Genomic DNA, 20,471 nt, shown 5'->3' with positions numbered 1-20,471 from the left:
AGCGATGAAAAAGAATAAATTTATCCGTTATGCACTCATCCTATCAGGTCTTTCGGTAGGGATGACCTCTTGTAGTAAAGATTTTTTAGAAGAGAATCCTTATTCCAGTTACGAGTCAGGAAGCGCTGATGCTTCTACAATAGAGAATAGACTCATCGGTCTGCATTATATCTATGCGACTTTGTGGGGTATGAGCAGTCAACAAGGTTTTCTTTCCTGTTGGCAGATTGGTATGGACATTACAAGTGCAGGTTCTACGCAAGGTGTGGAAAACCCCTTTTACCAATATGCAGACTTAAATTCAGAAAATGCGGGCGTAAGCCATTTGTGGACAAAAGCCTATGAATTTATCAACAATGCAAACAGTATCATAGAAGCTGTCGGGGAAACAAACCCTGCTGCAGCAGCAGAAGCACGCTTCTTTCGGGCTTACGCCTATAATACCTTGGTTACTCTGTGGGGAGACGTTCCGTTATTGACTGAACCGGTGACAACACCGACGTTCAATTATAAAAGAACGGCCGTGACAGCTATTGATGCAGTTATCGACGAGGATTTGACTTATGCTATAGCAAATTTGCCAGCTGTTGATGCCGCTGCTGCAGAAAGCCGTATTAATAAAGATATGGCTCGACAGCTTGCTGCGGAAGCTTATTTGAGAATAGGAATGCGCGATCAATCGTATTATGCGAAAGCAGAGGTTGTGGCGAGTGAAATCATTGATGGAGGAGAGTATAAGTTGATTGATACGCGCTATGGTGAGTATTTGACGGAGGGAGGAGATTATTACCGGGATATGTTTAGGCAAGGTAATATGCGTCGCTCGGAAGGAAACACAGAAGCGATCTGGACCTTTGAAGTAGAATATAGCCGCGAAGTGACCGGTGGTACAATCGATAACCCTCAACATCGACGTGTATGGCAACCCGCGTATCATAAGTATGATGGGATGGTCAATGCGGATTCGTTAGGTGGAAGAGGAAATGGTCGCCTTCGCCTAAGTAATTTCATGAAATATACGGTTTGGAAAGATTTAGCAGGTGATATCAGAAATAGCAATTACAATATTCGTCGAACAACCAACTATAATCGGACTAATTTTAGCGCGGAGATCGGGGTTGATGCGAACGGTTACCGTGTAGCAAAAGATGCTGGGGTACGTAACGTAACGATAAAAACAGGTGATAAAATTATTCCTTACGTAACAGATAGTTTGGAGGTTTGGTATCCTTATCCGACCAAGTGGGGAGGATACGATCCTTTAGATGATTTTGGTTATGCGCTTGTAAAGGATTGGCCGGTAATGCGTCTTGGCGAAACGTATCTGCTAAGAGCTGAGGCTAGATTTCGCCAGGGAAATACATCGGGAGCAGCTCAGGATATCAATGTTTTACGCGATAGGGCTTTTAAGACCGCAAGAACAACCAATGGAGATGCGGATCTAGGAACAGTATCTGCTTCAGATATCACAATCGATTTCATTCTCGACGAACGAGCAAGAGAGTTGATTGCGGAGGAAAATAGAAGAATGACGCTTGTGCGTACAGGAACCCTAAAAGAACGGATTGCATTAAATGGTGATGCTTCTCCGTCGAATAAAGTAACAACTGGTTTTCAGGACTATAATGCCTTGTTACCTATTCCGCTGAGTGAAATTCAGCTAAATAATAAAGTGGGGGATGGCCTTGAGCAAAATCCAGGTTATTCGAAGTAGCCCCTTTTTTACAAAAGCCTATTTGGAGTTTTCCAAATAGGCTTTTTTTCTAAATTTATCTTATCCCTCCATCGACCAACTTGGTAAATACCGTAGGAAAGACATGATTTTTTCTTTGTAAATTTCTGTGTTTAAACGATAGAAAAAAGCTCCTTTTTTGGAGTTTTCTTTATCTTTTTCTTTTAGTTTAATAATGAGTCCGGAGGAAAGTAACTTGCGACTGAAATTACGCTTGTCAAGCTCAATATTATAGACGCATTCATATAATGAGGCAATCTGAGGAATGGTGAATTTTTCCGGTAGAAGTTCGAATAGAATAGGATAAAGCGCTGCTTTTGATCGTAATTTCCTTTTTGCGGCAGTAATCATCTCCTCGTGGTCAAAAATTAAAGTAGGATGTTCATCTAAGGGAAACCATTTTGCCTCATATTCATCACTGATGATGTGTTGATATTGTAGGGTGTCAATTAAAGCAAAATAAGTGATACTGATTACGCGCCGATGACTTTCCCGTCCCGGATCTCCAAAAATGCCACAGTCTTCCATGTAGACATTTTCTAAGCCAGTCAATTTGTTGAGTACACGGGATGCGGCTCCTTCGGGACTTTCATCGGATTGTACAAATCCCCCCATAAGACTCCATTTGTTGCGCTCTGGTTCTATGCCTCTTTTTATTAATAATATTTCTAATGATTCCCCATTAAATCCAAATATGATGCAATCGACTGCAATCAATATGCCGGGCTCATTGTTATAAAAATTCATAATTGATTCCTCTTCATTATAAAATGTTGGAAGACAAAATATTCCGATGTTTCCAACCTATTCGATTAAATAGACGGCGGAAAATACGAAATTTCTGATTATTCACCGTCCTGTTAAAAAAATAAAAACTTTTTTCTCTCTTCTTATCCCAATTGTGATCCGCCTATTCAATTGCAATTTTCTGATAAGCAAGATGATTTGTCGAAAAAATAAACAAAAATTTCTTTTTATTAAAAAATAAATGTTAATTTGACACTAATAATGAGTTGTCATCCTTGTATCTTAAAGATACACAGGTGCAATTCTTATCATTTAAAACGTATTATAAATCAGTGTTAGCAACCAAATAAAAGGTATTAAGTAATGAATAAATCTTATGTGATCGGAGTAGATTACGGAAGTGACTCCGTTCGTTCGGTTCTGGTGGATGCCGAAAATGGAAATGAAATTTCTTCTTCTGTATTCTATTATCCAAGGTGGAAAAAGGGTGAATTTTGTGATGCTGCGTCGAGCCAATTCCGGCAACATCCTTTGGATTATATCGAAGGATTGGAAACCACGATTAAAGACTGCTTGCAAAAGGCGGGAGATCAAACTATAGGAAAGGCGGTAAAGGCTATTTCTGTAGATACAACGGGATCTACGCCGGTGGCTGTGAATGCAGCAGGAGTACCTTTGTCTCTTTTGGAAGAATTTGCTGACAATCCGAATGCGATGTTTGTTCTTTGGAAAGACCATACCTCTGTTAAAGAGGCACAGGAGATTAATGATCACGCTAAGAAATTTGACGTAGATTATCTGCAATATGTAGGTGGTATTTACTCTTCAGAATGGTTCTGGGCGAAGTTACTGCATGTGCTTCGTGCGGATGAGAAAGTTCGTCAGGCATTGTATACCTGGGTTGAACACTGTGATTATATTCCATTTTTGCTTACAGGAGGAACAGATGCTTCGGCGATAAGACGTAGTGTGTGCGCTGCGGGACATAAATCCTTGTGGGCTGCCGAATTTGGAGGCTTACCTCCAAATACATTCTTTAGCGATCTTGATCCTTTGTTGGATGGTTTAACAGATCGCTTATTTACAGATGCTTACACTTCCGCAGAAGCTGCTGGTAATTTGTCGGAAGAATGGGCTACGCGTTTAGGGCTTTCTACAGATGTTGTGGTGGGTGTAGGTGCATTTGACTGTCATATGGGGGCTGTTGGGGGCCAAATAGAACCTTATTACCTCAGCAAAGTAATGGGGACATCGACTTGCGATATGCTTGTTGCGCCAAAAGAAGAGGTTGCTGAAACGCTTGTTCGTGGGATCTGTGGACAAGTAGACGGATCGATTATTCCCGGTATGATCGGTATGGAGGCTGGACAATCGGCCTTTGGCGATGCTTACGCTTGGTTTAAGCAAATCCTCATGTGGCCAGTAGCGAATCTGTTGGCTGAAGCGCAGGGGATTGCCGAAGATGATATTGCGAAAATAACGGATTTGATCGATGGACAGTTAATCCCAGCCTTGAGTAAAAAAGCTGAAGCGCTACCTGTGACAGCATCCTCGGAGCTTGCTATCGATTGGTTCAATGGACGTCGTACACCAGACGCAGATCAAACGTTGAAAGGCGCACTTTTAGGTTTGCATTTAGGAACAGACGCCCCGCGTATTTTCAGAGCAATTGTTGAAGCGACTTGTTTTGGAGCTAAAAGTATTGTCGATCGTTTCGTCGAACAAGGAATTCCGGTCAAAGGACTTATTGGATTAGGTGGGGTCGCAAAGAAATCACCGTACATTATGCAGACGATGGCTGATGTGATGAATATGCCTATCCGTATACATAAATCTGAACAAACATGTGCTATCGGCGCTGCTATGTTCGCCGCTACAGCAGCTAGGCTTTACGAGAAGGTAGAGGATGCAATGCATGCTATGGGGCAGGGGTTTGAAAAAACATATGAACCTCGACCAGAAATGGTGCAGATATATGCAACACGGTACAACCGTTATAAAGAGGTTGGAGGTTTTATCGAATCGAGCAAAGCATAATCGCCTATCTTATTTATATTTTGACTTTTAATATTAGTATACTATGTACGCAGCAATAAAAGAAGAAGCTTATCACTGTAACATGCAATTGCCCAAACTAGGGTTGGTTCTTTTTACATTTGGAAATGTGAGCGTAGCGGATCGCTCAAAAGGTGTTTTTGCGATTAAGCCTAGTGGTGTTCCCTACGAAGAACTTACGCCAGAGAGTATGGTGATCGTCGATTTTGATGGAAATATTGTGGAGGGTAAATTAAGACCTTCTTCTGATACGAAAACACATGCTGTTCTTTATAAGCATTGGGAAGGTGTAGGTGGCATTACCCATACACACTCCACCTATGGCACCGCTTGGGCACAAAGTCAGCGCGATATTCCTATTTATGGAACGACTCATGCGGATCACTTGACAACAGATATTCCTTGTGCGCCACCAATGAGTGATGAAATGATTCTTGGCAATTATGAATATGAAACGGGTTTCCAGATTATCAATCATTTCGAACAACAGAAATTAGATTATAAAGAAGTTGAGATGATTTTGGTCGGTAACCATGCTCCTTTTGCCTGGGGTAAGACCGGTATCAAGTCTGTTTATAATAGTGCTGTGCTCGAAACTGTTGCACAGATGGCAACATTGACTGAACAGATCAATCCAAAGGCTCCTCGTCTAAAAGATGCGTTGATAAAGAAACATTATGAACGCAAACATGGAGGTGAAGCTTATTACGGGCAAGAATAAATAAAAAATAGTATAAAAAAGTAAGAATTAAATATAAAAGTGCGTAAATTTCCGCCTCAAATGCCTAATGGACCTTTACGTCGTATTATCAAAGCAATAAAATATACAAATGAATATTGATTTAAGAAGTTTAGAGATTTGGTTTGTTACAGGCAGCCAGGATTTATATGGAGAAGAAACTTTGCGTGAAGTTGCTGTCCATGCGGAAGAAATAGCGCAATATCTTTCCGCTCACGAGAAAATTCCTGTGAACGTTGTTTATAAGCCAATCGTTAAAAATAGCGAAGAAATTTATAATACTATTGTAGCGGCAAATACAGCAACAAATTGTGTTGGTGTGGTAACTTGGATGCACACATTTTCTCCAGCTAAGATGTGGATCAGAGGATTGAAAGCATTACAAAAGCCATTGCTCCACCTACACACGCAATATAACCGTGACATTCCTTGGGATAGTATGGATATGGACTTCATGAACCTTAACCAAAGTGCACATGGAGATAGAGAATTTGGACATATTGTTACACGTCTAAACATCGGTAGAAAAGTTGTTACTGGCCACTGGAAAGACGAAGAGGTTATCGAACGTATCCAAGTTTGGGCGCGTGCTGCTGCTGCTTGGCAAGATTGGCAAGGTGCTAAATTTGTGCGTTTTGGTGACAATATGCGCTATGTTGCTGTAACGGACGGTGACAAGGTTTCTGCTGAGACGCAATTTGGGTTTTCTGTAAATACATACGCTATCGGTGACTTAGTTGCTGTGATCAACGCGGTTACTGATCAAGAAATTGAGCGCTTAATTAAAGAGTATGAAGCTACTTATACCTTAGCAGATAATGTACTTGAGGGAGCCGAACATCGCCAAAGCCTTGTGGAAGCTGCACGTATTGAGTTGGGGCTACGTAAATTCTTGGAAGCAGGAAATTACAAAGGATTCACCGATACTTTTGAAGATTTACATGGAATGGTACAGTTGCCGGGCTTAGCTGTGCAACGTTTGATGGCAGACGGTTATGGTTTTGCTGGCGAAGGCGACTGGAAAACACCGGCTTTGGTTCGTGCTTGTAAAGTGATGGGCGCGGGCTTAGCTGGAACGACCGCATTTATGGAAGATTATACCTATAATTTCGACCCAAATAATGCGATGGTTTTGGGATCACACATGCTAGAGGTTGATGCGGCATTAGCAGCAGATAAGCCAAGCATTGAGGTACACCCGCTTGGAATCGGTGGAAAAGCTGACCCTGCACGTTTGGTATTTAATGGTATCAGCGGACCTGCATTGAATGCGTCATTGGTTGATATGGGCACACGCTTCCGCCTTATCGTAAATAAGGTAGAGGGCGTTCCTGTGGTAGAGAAATTGCCAAAATTACCAGTTGCGCGCGTTTTATGGAAGCCACTTCCAGATATGAAAACAGGATGCAGTGCTTGGATTTTGGCTGGAGGAGCACACCATACAGCGTATAGTTTAAGTTTAACACCTGAATACCTAGAAGATTTTGCAAGAATTGCCGGTTTAGAGTATGTCGCAATCGACGAAACAACGACATTAACGCAACTCGAAAATCAGCTGAAGTGGAATGAACTCTATTATTTGTTAAAAAAATAAACCGTAAGGCATGCTAAACCCGTCGTGAGACAAACTTAGCATGCCGTCATTATTATAAACCAGCACACAAAAACATGGAAAAATTTGCAATGGTAGACTACATTATTTTTGTAATCTACTTTTTCGTAGTAGCCGGTTACGGCTATTGGATTTATCGGAAGAAAACGAACGGACAAGGTAGTAGTAAAGATTATTTTCTTGCCGAGGGATCCTTAACTTGGTGGGCTATCGGAGCTTCTCTGATCGCCTCGAATATCTCTGCAGAGCAATTTATTGGTATGAGCGGTAACGGCTTTGAGGTCGGTATTGCTGTTGCGGCCTATGAGCTTATCGCAGCGGTGGCACTGATTATTGTCGCCGTATGGTTTATTCCTGTTTACTTAAAGAACAAGATCTTTACCATGCCGCAGTTCTTGAACAACCGTTACAACGAGACAACCAGTTTAATTATGGCTGTTTTTTGGTTGTTCTTGTATGTATTCGTTAATCTAACATCTATTCTTTACTTAGGCGCTATTGCTATTTCCAGTATGTCTGGTGGAGCAGATAGCTTTCACATGATTGTCATTGCTTTGGCAGTGTTCTCTGTGATTATCACCTTAGGTGGAATGCGTGTAATTGGTTTTACCGATGTGATACAGGTTGTTGTATTGGTTATCGGTGGTGTGGCTACGACCTATGTCGCATTGACATTGGTAAGTGAGCATTTTGGATTAGGTAAAGATGTGTTGGCAGGATTCAACAAATTGATGGAGGATTCGCCAGAACATTTCAAAATGATCGTTGAAAAACCAGGACCAGGAGCAACGCAAGAGGAAATCAACAAGTACCTTATGTTGCCGGGTATTGGAATGTATTTAGCCGGTATTTGGATCGTTAATTTAAATTATTGGGGTTGTAACCAATATATCACACAACGTGCTTTGGGTGCAGACTTGAAAACAGCGCGTACAGGTATATTATTTGCCGGTCTATTGAAGCTTTTCATGCCTATTATAGTGATGCTTCCTGGTATTGCTGCCTATGTTTTGTACAAAAACGGTGCGTTACAAAATGAAATGGCTCCAGGTGGGGTATTCCACGCTGATAATGCTTATTCTGCGATTTTAGGTTATCTTCCAAATGGAATGAAAGGTTTGGCGCTTGCAGCTCTTACCGCGGCGATAGTAGCAGGTCTTGCTGGAAAGGCGAATAGTATTGCTACAATTTTCACTTTGGATATCTACAAGAAGTACATCAGTAAAGATGCTAGTGAAGCGAAGATGGTATGGGTCGGTAAATTAACGATCATAGCTTCTATTGTTGTCGCTGTTTTATTCACGTGGGATGATACACTTGGAATCGGAGGCGCAGGTGGTTTTACCTTTATCCAAAAATATACAGGCTTCATTAGTCCAGGGGTTTTTGCGATGTTCCTTTTGGGGATGTTCTGGAAACGTACAACAGGACCTGCTGCCATCACTGGTTTGATTACAGGTTTTGGATTGTCTGTCTTTTTTAATGAGTTCGCAACGAAAGTATTTGGTCCAGAAACATGGATCTATACCGCATATTTGAATAAGGCTGGCGTATATGAAATTCCATTCCAGATTTGTATGGGCTTGGCTTTCGCATTCACGTTGCTAGCGATGATCATTGTTAGTTTATTCGGCCCGAAAGAAAATCCAAAGGCTTTCGAATTGGATAAAAAAATGTTCAAAGTGGAACCTTCAGTTTTAGTCCTTATTGTTGTTACTCTTTTATTGGTAACGGCGATTTATGTAAGGTTTTGGTAAATAGAAATTTGTTCTAAAAATTCGTGTGCATTATTAAGGTTTGAAAGCCGTTTTTAATGTTATGTTTAACGAACTCGAAGTGTCGTACTTCTAGGTTAAGATAACAGCTTAAAATAATAATGCACACGTTTTTTTGTTATGTTGCGTGAATTAGAAGCATCTATATTTAGGTTTTCTTCACTTCAGGATTACTGTTATAAAAGGATCATATATCCGTCTTTTTTTGTCCAGCTGAGGAAGTTGAAGTAGGTATCATAGATTCTTCCTAAAGTCGGGATGGCAGTTTTAAATAATAATACACAACAGCTTCTAAAATTATAAACTCCAAAAAATATGATGAACAAGAAATTTTTTACGGCAGTTCTTCTTGCCAGTTCGTTGACTTATGCTTGCCAGCAAAATGCAAATAAGCAAACAAATGAAAGTGCTGTTGCTGATACAGCGAAAAACGCTTTTGATGCAACTATTGATGGCAAAGAGGTAAAATTGTATAAAATTGAAAACGGAAAACTAAGTGCCTCATTAGCCAATTATGGCGCACGGCTAGTAACGTTGAATGTACAAGGTAAAGACGGTAGTTCGAAAGATATTATCTTAGGCTACGAAACCGCAGACGAATTCAAACAGAATGCAAGCAACTTCTATGGAGCCATTGTCGGTCGTTATGGAAATCGTATCGGTAATGCATCATTTTCGCTAAACGGAGAAACCTATTCATTGGAAAAAAATGACGGAAAAAATTCTCTTCATGGCGGCACAAATGGTGTATATAATAAAGTTTGGGATGTGACAAGTAGCTCCGATAGTTCCATTACTTTAGCCTACACATCTCCGGATAAAGAAGCAGGTTATCCTGGGACAGTAACGATGAACGTTACGTATACCTTGAATAGTCAAGGGGGCTTAGCGATCGATTATAGCGCCACTACAGATAAAGAGACCGTGTTGAACCTGACAAATCATGCTTACTTCAACCTGAATGGTGAAGGTGCTTCAACAATCCTTGATCATGAGTTGCAGGTAGATGCAGATGCAATAACAGAAGTAGATGCAACGCTTATCCCGACTGGAAAAAGTTTGAAGGTTGCGGGGACACCTTTTGACTTCCGTCAGCCACATGTGATAGGTGAGCGTATTGAAGCTGAAGATGCGCAGTTGAAAATTGGAAAAGGTTATGATCATAACTTCGAGTTAAATAAAAAAGAAGGTTTTCAAAAAGTTGCTTCTGTTTATGCTCCGGTGACGGGAATAGAGATGCAGATTTTCACGACAGAGCCAGGCTTGCAGTTTTACAGCGGCAACTTTATGAAAGATGGTGATCCAAAAGGAAAAGGGGGAAATACTTATGCTTTTCGTGCAGCGTTCTGCTTAGAAACACAACATTATCCAGATGCACCTAATCATCCAACTTTCCAATCTACAGTTTTGAAACCTGGTCAAACATATACCTCTAAAACAGAGTATAGATTTGTTCAGCGCTAAAGGTATAAGAGTATGAGAAGTATATTAGCAGCTGCGCTGTTACTGACGATGGGAACTGCCGACGTAGTTGCCCAAAGTTCAGCAACATTCAATATACAATTGGACCAATCTTCCGGTAATATATCATCACATATGTGGGGTGTATTTTTTGAAGATATTAACATGGGAGCCGATGGCGGTATTTATGCCGAATTGGTGAAAAATCGTTCTTTTGAATTCGATAATCCGTGGATGGGTTGGAATAAACTTGAACAATCTGTAGAAGGTACTTTCTTGATTGTGAATGATGCTAAGCGCAAAGGAAATCCACGTGCGCTCAAGGTATTTAAACCGACGGATGTAAAGTTGGGATTACAAAATGAAGGATTTCGTGGAATGGGCGTCCGAAAGGGAGAAAGCTATGAATTTTCACTTTTATATAAACAGCTGAAACCAGGACTGCGTTTGCGTATAGAATTGTTGGATGAAGAGAATAAGGTGCTTGGGGAGTCAACCTTAGCCTTAGGCAATGGTGCTGGTTGGCAGAATGCGGCGGTGAAGTTCACTTCTTCCCAAACATCTGCAAAGGCTAAATTAAATGTTTGGTTTGAAGGAGCCGGCGAAGCAGAATTGGATATGCTATCGCTATTTCCGACAGAAACATGGAAAAATCGTCCAAAAGGATTACGGAAAGACATGGTACAAATATTGGCGGATATGAAGCCTGGCTTCATTCGTTTTCCCGGGGGCTGTATTGTCGAGGGAAGAGATCTTGCCAATCGTTTCCAATGGAAAAAAACAGTTGGTCCAATTGAAGAACGCGAACTGATTATCAATCGTTGGAATACAGAATTTAAACATCGTTTAACCCCCGATTACTTTCAGACTTTTGGTTTAGGGTTCTATGAATACTTCCTGCTTTCGGAGGATATAGGAGCTGAACCCGTGCCGATCTTGAATTGCGGAATGGCTTGTCAGTTTAATACAGGAGAAGTTGTGCCACTTGACGAGCTGGATACGTACATCCAAGATGCTTTAGACTTGATCGAGTTTGCAAACGGAGATGTGCATACTGCTTGGGGTAAATTGAGAGCGGAGATGGGACATCCTGCACCTTTTAATCTGAAGATGTTAGGTGTAGGAAACGAGAATTGGGGGCCACAATATATTGAAAGATTGGCCGCATTTAAGAAAGTTCTTAAAGATAAACACCCGGAAATCGAAATTATCGCTAGCTCGGGAACTGATCCCGAAGGTGAACGTTTCTCCTTTCTTGACGAGCGCTTGCGGGATATGAAGATCGATATTATTGATGAACATTATTATCGGCCACCTTCTTGGTTTTTGTCGGGGGCGGCGCGCTATGATAATTACGAGCGCAATGGATCCAAAATCTTTGCCGGAGAATATGCTTCACATACCACACGTCCGAATGGACCAGGTCGTAGTACTTGGGAGGCAGCCCTTTCTGAGGCGGCGTTTTTAACAGGGTTGGAACGTAATGCGGATGTTGTTCGTATGGCTTCTTACGCACCTTTGTTTGGGCATGTGGACGGTTGGCAGTGGTCTCCAGATTTGATCTGGGTAGACAATCTGAACGTCTATGGTACACCTAGCTATCAGGTACAAAAGCTGTATTCGTTAAACAAGGGAACCACGATTATACCACTTAAACGAAACGGACAGAATGCAACTGGACAAGATAGTCTGTATGCTTCGTCTGTGTACGATGAAACGAATAAAGAGCTTATCATTAAATTTATCAACTACAACAGCACAGCTGTTGTAGCAGATTTCAAAATCGATTCCAAGCGGAAAATCAGTGGTGCAGCTACAAAAATCACGTTGGCAAATGCCGATTTGAATATAGCGAACAGCATTGAAGAACCGTTGCAGATTAAACCGAGGGACGAAAAGGTAAATTATAAAGGTAAGTCGGTTAAGGATACATTTGCTCCTTATTCTTTTACTGTGATCAAACTACCCGTGAAATAAAAATGGCCTTTGAAAGAAGGTTTTTATAGAGGCTTTGTTTACAAGGCCTCTATTTTTTTGAAGCAGTTTTACAGGTTACAGGCTCATGTTACTGACCTTCGGTCGATTCAGTAATACCTTTTCGCTGATATTCTGATGGCGTTAATTGAAATGCTGCTTTAAAGCAAGTGGAGAAATATCTCGGATCAGCAAAACCCGTCGCAAACGCTACTTCGCTTACCGAGATAGATTTGTCCTTATCCATCAGTTGACAAGCATGCTTCAAACGTATATTCTTGATAAATTCGCTTGGCGATAAATCCAATAATACCTTTGTTTTTCTATACAATGTAGATTTTGATAAACCCAGTTTATCGCCCAGAGCAATGACATCAAATTGATCATCCGACAAATGTTCTTCAATAATGTGCAACATCTTATGTAGAAACTGCTCGTCCAAAGGGGTGTATTCTAGCGTGGAAATATTAATTTCTGGATTTGCTTTGAAATGGAGCTGTTTGGTTCGTTTGTTTATGATAAAACTATGTATCCTTGCTTCCAAGACCTTTAACTCAAAAGGCTTACTCACGTAACTATCTGCACCAGCCTGATAACAAGCAACCCGATCCTCGATGCTACTTTTTGCGGTGAGTAAAATAACGGGGATATGGCTAAAGTCGGCATTCGATTTAATGGTACGACAAAGGGTAAGTCCATCCATTTCTGGCATCATCAGATCGCTGATGATGATGTCGATGTCCTGTTGAGCAAGTATGGACAGGGCTTCTCTTCCATGTATGGCGGTGTATACGTGGTAATTCTTTGATAGAATATTTTGGATGGTTTGCCTTAAATCTGTATTGTCTTCCACGAGTAACAGATGGAGGTTATGTGTTGGTGTATCCGCCAATGTTGAATCGACGATAGGGAGGTCGCTTGTCGTTTCGTAGGCAGGCTCTACCAAGTCATGATTGAATTCTTGTTGCTCTTTGATCGAATAAGAAGCCTGGTCAATAGGAATCGTGACCGTAAAACAAGTTCCTTTTCCCATGCTACTTTGTACGCGGATATTGCCGTGGTGCAATTCAACGAGTTCTTTTGTTAACGCTAAGCCAATCCCATTGCTTTCTGTTTGTTTTGTTCGTTTGTTATTGTAGAAAGGAATAAATATTTTCTCTATTTCTTCTTGGGCAATGCCTATTCCGTTGTCTTTGATCTGTAAAACAAGGTGGTCATGCTGCTCTATTTTAGTGGTTAGATACGATAATACGATGTGGCCTCCATGCGGCGTATACTTAAAAGCATTTGAAAGAAGATTAAAGATGATCTTGTCGAGCTTATCAACATCGAAATAAACTTCTTCTATCATTTCATTCAGTTCGATATCAAATGTGATGCTTTTTCGCTTAGCAAGCGGATTAAAATACGAATGGCATATTTCTTCAATAAAAGGATGTATTGGATTTTTACTTACACGAAGTTCCATCTGCTGGTTTTCGATTCTCCGGAAATCAAGAATCTGTTGTAAAAGACGTTTTAATCGCGTTAAGTTAAAACGCATTTTCTCAAATTGAGAGAGGTTCTTCTTAGTCGTTATCTGAATGTCGTCAACTAAACAAGATATGATTGTTAATGGTGTAAGCAGATCGTGTGAAATATTTGTAAAATAACTGAGCTTGGTTTGTATCAGCTCGTTGGCCTTATCTTTTTCTATTTGGGCAATCCGCAAATCACTACGAAGCTTTAATCTATACATTGCGAATGCTATGCCGTAATAAATTAGTGTACCTACGATAATAAAATAAACGAGATAAGCGAGGTTACTTTCGTAAAAAGCCGGTTTTTTACGGATGATGATTTCTGTGACAGTCGAGCTCCATTTATTGTTCAATGCTGTAGCTTTCACTAAAAAACGGTATCTCCCTTTTCCGAGGTTATTATAAGTTGCAAAAAGCCGCTCTCGTGGAGCATATACCCAATCTTTGTCTACACCTTCGAGTTTGTAAGCATACCTTATTTTATTCGCATGGGCAAATTCTAATGACGTAAAGTCAATTTCTAAATTTTGATCTTCAGGTTCCAGATTCAATCGATGTGCCTCGATATCGTATTTCTGCTTTTCCGAATGAAGAATAACGGATTGGTTATTTACCTTGATATCGGAGACCAAAACGGAAGCGTTGTGTTTTGGGAAAAAAGTGGATTCCTCAAATTTCACAATACCGTTATAACCTGCAAAGAAAATGGAGCCATCTTGTTTATCAGTGGTGTAGGCCCGTTTTGAAAACATGTTGACCTGAAAACCATCTTCCATAGTATATTCGTAGATGCTATGGTCGTTTGGTTGTATTTTATAAATATTTCGGGAGCTTGATAGCCATACCGTATGATTCAAACATACAATATCCAGCAGTTGATTCTTGGAAAAGAGTTGCATGTTTGCGAATTCTTCCGCTTTCTGTTGATACACATCGTACGATAATAGACGACTATCTTTTGTCCCAATCCAAAGTTTTCCCTGTTGGTCGGCATCTAATGCTTCGATTTGATCCGTCTGTAGTCCTGGGGTATCTTTTCCTATGCGTTGGGCTACTTTCTTGAGATTGGTAGGAAGAATTTGGTATATTCCTTTTCCTCTTGTTGCTATCCAAATATTACCTCGGTTATCTTCTGTGATTGCAACAACATAATCTGTTATCTCAGTAATGGAGGTCAGTTTATTATTAGACGGCTCTAGTAGCGTCAAGCCTCGCGAAGTTGCTATCCAAAGATTTTTTTCCCGATCGGCATAGAAAAATAACGGTGGAGTAGCGTCTGGATTTGCGGCGACTAAATTTATCTGTTTACGAAGTATGATTTCTTCTTTTGCTTTTTCAAAGATATTGATAGTTGGTTCATAGGAAGAGCCAACCCAAAGCTGGTTCCCAACTTCCAATATGCAATTCACAGCGCGGATAGCCATGAGCGATTTATAGCTTGTGTTACTATAGGTAACGATCTTATTATCCCTTGGATTGTACTTTCCGAGCCCTATACGTTCCAAATTAAACCAAAGATAGCCCTCACGATCACGGTACAACATGTTTAAATTAGGTAATATACTGTATCGTTTTTTGATTTCCTCTAGGGTATAATTCCGGATAGCGGGTTTGTCGAAATTGATAGTTGAAATGCCCTTTCCTCCGATAGATAACCAGATAGAGCCCGATCGGTCCTCATAGATATCGTTAAAAATGTTCGATGTATTGTCAAAGAGCGGAGAGAAGTCTAGCTCCCGAATGTTATTTTGCTGATCATAGGAAAAGGTGGAAATCCCGGAAAAGGATAGTACCCAAATATATTTCTTTTTGTGGTCTTGTAGTAAATTGTAAAATAGCTCTTCTTTGCCTTCCCCTCTTCTTTTATTTTTGATGGCGACTTCTCGGTACATCTGCTTAGAGTCTCCAGGATTAAAGAGATAAAGTCCGTCTCCCCAGGTCGCAATCCAAAGTTGACCATGATCATCCTCTAGGATTTTGAATGGATTATTGCGAGAACCTAACGAGGGATAAGAAGAGAATTTATTCTTTGCTTTATCCAGTTTGAAGAGACCGGCGCACCATACACTTACCCACATATTACCCTTGCTATCTTCAAAAATAGTATTGATGGTTCCTTTTGGTAATGTCCGTGCATCCTTTGGATTGTGTATATACTGTTTCATTCGGCTGAAGTCCGAACGATAAACATATATTGCGTTACTTGTCCCAATCCAGATGGCAGATTGCTTATCAATAAAGATCGATGTGATTCGCTTCCCGTCAAGTAGGCTGTCGGGAAAAGGCTGCGCACTGTACGTTTTTTTATTGAAGACATACAGGCCATTGTCGGTACCTACCAATAAGTTCTGGGACGCTTCTTCAATAGCCGTAATATTTTGATCAGTAACGATTTTATTCTCTCGATTTTTTAGCTTGAATGTGAGTACATTAAAAGCATCAAATCGGCTGATTCCTTGTGCAGTACCAAACCATATAAAACCTTCTCGATCCTGAAAAATCCGGTTGACCGTAAGTGAAGGAAGTTGTTGTTCAATCTTAATAGGGGTGATGCCTAATTGTTGGGAAGAAGCGAACTGGAAGTAAAAGAAATATATACAGCTGACAAAGTAATATGGAAAAGCGCGACTCACAATTGTTTTAACTAATATCTTTTTTAAAGATACAAAAAAGCAATTTTAAAAGTTAGTATCCGGCGCTACATGGATTATAAAAATGATACAACAGTCCTCTTGCCTCGATGTTCAACATCGAGGCAAGAGGACTGGAGGGCGAAGGAGAGCTTCTTTATTTTTTTAGTATGCGGATCTCAAGTAATTTATGCGTGGAGAGCTGATTTTCTCCGGATATTTTAATCTGAACAGTTTCTTTTTTGCTGGTGTTTGCGGGAAGTTTAAATTTCAGGATCTGTATCGGGTCCGTAGAGCTTGTATCTTCTGGAATGTTTCCGACGATCTGATCGTTTATGTAAACTGTTGTACTCCGATCATGATCTTGCGCTAGATATTTGATGTAAATTTCTGCGTCTTGATCACCTCCTCTTCTCAGCAAGTAACTGAACCAGCCTTTTGCTTCGCGCCAACGTACATCGTCAAAAGCACCTGCATGGCTATTTTCTTCTTTGATAAAATGATCCGATTCAGGCTGTTGCTCGCCACATACAACCTTGTCTATCGTCAACGATGCAAGTGCTAAGCTTTCACGTTCTTCCTTATCCATTTTTTCTTGAATCTGATGAAGTTCTGCTTCTGTCGCCTGTGGCCAATACATAATATAACGGGCATCGTGTATTTGATAGAAAGGCTCCAGTTCCATTTGCATCTTCTCTCGCCCTAGATATAAGCCGGATAAGGTAAAGTGTAAAGGCTTATTTTGTTTGTTGGTAACCAATGTGGGAATATTTTCCGGATTGCTGGTCAAAATAGGAAGATTGCGTAATGGGATTTGCTGTCCTTGGGCTACGTGTCCCATGCGGCTGTCATCAGCACGTAATCCTGGCAGATCTTTACTTTCGGTCCGCGCTCCCAAGACAATAGGTCCATATAAAATGCTATAGTAGTTGCTCTGATCCGGGATTTGTTCGGTATGAATTCCCATAGGTAATTCTACCCGCACGACATCGCCTTTTTTCCATGTTCTACTTATGGATAAAGTGGATTCCTGGGTGCTTAGTGTGTTGTGAGGCTTGCCGTTAATGGTAACGACAGCCTCGCCGACCAACCAAGACGGTTTACGGATATGTAACGTAAAATCTGTTTTTTTCTTCGGATCTACATGTATGGTGGTCCAAGCTTCTTCTGGGAAATGATTGACTTGTGTAATCTGAGTCTGTTTTTCTTTCCAGTTTAATACCGAAGGGATAAATAGATTCACGAATAAATCCTGATCCCTGTGTGCATAAATCATTTCACCATATTTAGCGTGGTTTTCCATGCCAGAACCAACACAGCACCACATGCTGGTGTGTGGTTGAGAATACACACGGTAATGACCGGGTCTTATCTGTGTGAAATAAACGAAACCACCCGTTTCCGGATGTTGTGTCGATAAAATATGGTTGTAAAGGCCGCGCTCGTAAAAATCTAAGTATTTGGATTGAGGATCAGTTTGATAGAGCATTTTTGTTAGACGTAACATATTATAGGTATTGCAGGTCTCTGGACCTTCAACGCTATGTACCATTTTCGAAAAATCATTTATAGGATTGAAATGCTCGCTCACACTATTTCCTCCAAAGGCGATGGATCTTTTTTCTACGACATTATCCCAGAAATAACTCGCAGCATCTGCCCACCCATTATCTTTGGCAATGTCGGCTACACGTTTAAAACCTAATACTTTTGGAATTTGCGTGTTGGCATGCATACCTGTAAGCTTATCTTCATGATGCAAAAGAGGCGTCAGGATGCTGCGTTGGCTGAATTTTTTTGCCAGCTCCAGATAAACCGGGTTTTGCGTGATTTCGGCGACATCAGCAAAGGTCTCATTGAGGCCTCCGTGCTCGCTACGGAGCATATCTTGGATTTGTGTCTCCGATAATTGTGCGACCAATGTGACAGCCCAGTCTGTCATTTTGATCAACATCGCTTTAGCTGTTTTGTTGCCCGTATATAAGTAAGCATCTCGTAAACCAGCATACGTTTTGTGAATGTTGTACAGCGGAACCCATTTATCGTTTAAACTAAAACTTCCAGCTTTAATTTGTCCGTTTTTGATTTCTTTCCAAATCTCTTTTCCACCAGGTACGCCTCCAATATAACCATCTGCGTTTGTATCTTGACAGCTCTTGAGGTTCGCTAACATGTACTCCAGCCTTTCTTGTATGCGTTTATCTCCGGTCGACGCCAGCATGAGCGACAAAGCCGAGAGATAGTGCCCGCCGATATGTCCATCGAGGCCAGTATTCTCCCAATTTGTATAACTAGGTTTTTTCGTCGGGAGGCCTGCTTCGCGGAGAAATGGGGCTAAAAGCCTATCTGCATCCATTTCTAAGAGATAATTAAGGTCTTTTTCTTCTGCGTGTTTGAATGGGCTAGGAAGAAGGTGTACGTCTTGTAGCGGAAAATATTCCAGCTGTTTGGTTGTTTGCGCATTGCCATTGGTATATGCAAGGACAGCAAATAAAATCAAACTTATCTTTTTCTTTAGATACATAGGTTCTTATTGTTATGTAATTGTGAGTCGAGATTTAAAGATAAAAAATCAATATTGTAAATAAATGTTTTTTTTACATTTATTCGTAATACTTCACAGTTTTTTTACGAATTTAGTACACAATGGTGAGAGGAGCGTAGCCTGAAAGTAAACTTGGTGGGTAATGTGTTTGTTTCCTGTGTTTAAAGATCTATCTGTTCAGTAAGCGATTTGAAGCATGTTTTGGACTTTTTTGAATCAATTTTATACCCAAAATAATCTGTATTTAAACATCTGATTTACTTTCATTCTCTATTTTTGTGAGATAAGGTTTAGCAATAACCAGTGAGATAGACCAGGTAAATATTTTATGATGTTGTGGAGGAGAAGCATGTCATTTCGTCTTCACAATTGTTTTGCCTCATGGTATGAATTGTCAGTTTAGCCGACATACGAATTGCTTACAAAGAAGCCTAAAATGCCATCAAAATGAGAAATAATATGGGCCGAATTTCTTGAGTATTCGATAGGATGATAAAAAACGCATCAATTACAAATAAATAACCGAATGAAATTAATGATCTATTTAAATAACCAAATGAAGATGTACGTAAACCTAGTTGTCTGCTTTTTATTATGTGCGAGTTCTGTTTTCGGACAATCGCTGACCAAAGAAAAAGTGTTGTCCGATGTCACGTCAGCCAATAGCTATTGGCAACGCGAACATAAACCAGAAGTCTGGGCTTTCTGGGACCAAGCAGCTTACCATACCGGAAATATGGAATTGTATAAACTAACCAAAAATCCAGATTATGTGCGATATTCAGAAGCTTGGGCCGTTTACAATGACTGGAAAGGCGCGAAGTCGAATGATAAATCACGTTGGAAATATTCGTATGGGGAGACCGACGATTATGTCTTATTTGGCGATTGGCAAATCTGTTTCCAAACCTATATCGATCTCTATGAGCTCGATCCAAAGGAATATAAGATTGCACGAGCAAAGGAAGTCATGGAATACCAGATGAGCACGCCTCAAAATGATTATTGGTGGTGGGCCGACGGATTATACATGGTTATGCCGGTGATGACGAAGATGTATAATCTCACAGGTAATACGCAATACCTGGATAAGTTGCATAGTTATTTGATGTACGCTGATAGCATTATGTACGATTCGAAAGAGGCGCTTTACTACCGGGATGCAAAATATATTTTTCCAAAACACAAAAGTGCCAATGGGAAAAAGGATTTTTGGGCGCGGGGCGACGGTTGGGTATTTGCAGGTTTAGCGAAAATCATTCAGGATCTGCCCAAAGATCATATACACTATAAAGCCTATACAAAGCGTTTTCAAGAAATGGCGAAAGCTATCGTACGTTGTCAGCAAGCTGAAGGATATTGGACAAGAAGCTTACTTGACTCTGCACATGCGCCGGGAAGAGAAACAAGTGGCACGGCATTCTTTACCTATGGTTTGCTTTGGGGAATGAATAATGGGCTGATTAAAGGACCGAAATATGAACGTGCAGCTCAACTAGGATGGAAGTATTTGAGCGAGATCGCATTACAGCCTGATGGTCGCGTAGGGTATGTACAACCTATAGGTGAGAAAGCGATACCCGGACAAGTGGTCGATACCCATTCGACAACCAGTTTCGGCGTGGGGGCTTTTTTATTGGCTGGTGTAGAGATGTATAGATTTTTAGAGCAGCATAAGTAG

Annotated in this window: 11 protein-coding genes; 8 read left to right on the top strand and 3 right to left on the bottom strand. The window is 40.6% G+C overall.

The window, feature by feature from the left end:
- The first annotated feature begins 4 nt into the window (after positions 1 to 4).
- Positions 5 to 1,714, top strand: a complete 1,710-nt coding sequence (locus ACSZOX_RS15880; RefSeq protein ID WP_437921054.1) for a RagB/SusD family nutrient uptake outer membrane protein — start codon at positions 5 to 7, stop codon at positions 1,712 to 1,714.
- 60 nt (positions 1,715 to 1,774) lie between these two features.
- Here ACSZOX_RS15880 and ACSZOX_RS15875 read toward each other — a convergent pair whose 3' ends face one another.
- The gene (locus tag ACSZOX_RS15875) at positions 1,775 to 2,479 is read right to left on the bottom strand and encodes an NUDIX hydrolase (protein ID WP_437921053.1); all 705 of its coding nucleotides are present in this window, start codon (positions 2,477 to 2,479) and stop codon (positions 1,775 to 1,777) included.
- 363 nt (positions 2,480 to 2,842) lie between these two features.
- On the opposite strand from ACSZOX_RS15875, the gene ACSZOX_RS15870 reads away from it, so the two are divergent.
- The 6 genes from ACSZOX_RS15870 to ACSZOX_RS15845 all read left to right on the top strand — a co-directional run bounded on the left by ACSZOX_RS15870 (position 2,843) and on the right by ACSZOX_RS15845 (position 12,098).
- Positions 2,843 to 4,516: a ribulokinase gene (locus tag ACSZOX_RS15870; protein ID WP_437921052.1), complete on the top strand. Its 1,674-nt coding sequence runs from the start codon at positions 2,843 to 2,845 to the stop codon at positions 4,514 to 4,516.
- A 43-nt stretch (positions 4,517 to 4,559) separates the two neighbouring features.
- Positions 4,560 to 5,255 carry an L-ribulose-5-phosphate 4-epimerase gene (locus ACSZOX_RS15865; protein WP_437921051.1) on the top strand — a complete coding sequence of 232 codons (696 nt, stop codon included), beginning with the start codon at positions 4,560 to 4,562 and terminating at the stop codon, positions 5,253 to 5,255.
- Positions 5,256 to 5,364: 109 nt separating this feature from the next.
- Positions 5,365 to 6,867, top strand: a complete 1,503-nt coding sequence (araA, locus tag ACSZOX_RS15860) for an L-arabinose isomerase (RefSeq protein ID WP_437921050.1) — start codon at positions 5,365 to 5,367, stop codon at positions 6,865 to 6,867.
- 74 nt (positions 6,868 to 6,941) lie between these two features.
- Positions 6,942 to 8,642 (top strand): sodium:solute symporter family transporter, encoded by a 1,701-nt coding sequence (locus tag ACSZOX_RS15855; protein WP_437921049.1) that lies wholly within the window; start codon positions 6,942 to 6,944, stop codon positions 8,640 to 8,642.
- Positions 8,643 to 8,975: 333 nt separating this feature from the next.
- Complete coding sequence (locus ACSZOX_RS15850; RefSeq protein WP_437921048.1) at positions 8,976 to 10,124, top strand: aldose epimerase family protein; 1,149 nt, start codon at positions 8,976 to 8,978, stop codon at positions 10,122 to 10,124.
- A 12-nt stretch (positions 10,125 to 10,136) separates the two neighbouring features.
- Complete coding sequence (locus ACSZOX_RS15845) at positions 10,137 to 12,098, top strand: alpha-L-arabinofuranosidase C-terminal domain-containing protein (RefSeq protein ID WP_437921047.1); 1,962 nt, start codon at positions 10,137 to 10,139, stop codon at positions 12,096 to 12,098.
- Between the two features lie 88 nt (positions 12,099 to 12,186).
- Here ACSZOX_RS15845 and ACSZOX_RS15840 read toward each other — a convergent pair whose 3' ends face one another.
- A complete protein-coding gene (locus ACSZOX_RS15840; RefSeq protein ID WP_437921046.1) occupies positions 12,187 to 16,248 on the bottom strand; it encodes a hybrid sensor histidine kinase/response regulator transcription factor in 4,062 nt (1,353 codons plus the stop codon).
- Between the two features lie 154 nt (positions 16,249 to 16,402).
- Positions 16,403 to 18,769, bottom strand: coding sequence for a beta-L-arabinofuranosidase domain-containing protein (locus ACSZOX_RS15835; protein ID WP_437921045.1), 2,367 nt, complete (start codon positions 18,767 to 18,769; stop codon positions 16,403 to 16,405).
- A gap of 547 nt (positions 18,770 to 19,316) precedes the next feature.
- Here ACSZOX_RS15835 and ACSZOX_RS15830 point away from each other — a divergent pair.
- Positions 19,317 to 20,471 (top strand): glycoside hydrolase family 88/105 protein, encoded by a 1,155-nt coding sequence (locus ACSZOX_RS15830; protein ID WP_437921044.1) that lies wholly within the window; start codon positions 19,317 to 19,319, stop codon positions 20,469 to 20,471.

This window comes from Sphingobacterium sp. LRF_L2, assembly GCF_965644235.1.
In the GTDB taxonomy this organism is placed as follows: domain Bacteria; phylum Bacteroidota; class Bacteroidia; order Sphingobacteriales; family Sphingobacteriaceae; genus Sphingobacterium.
This window is presented reverse-complemented; position numbering and strand designations above follow the sequence as displayed.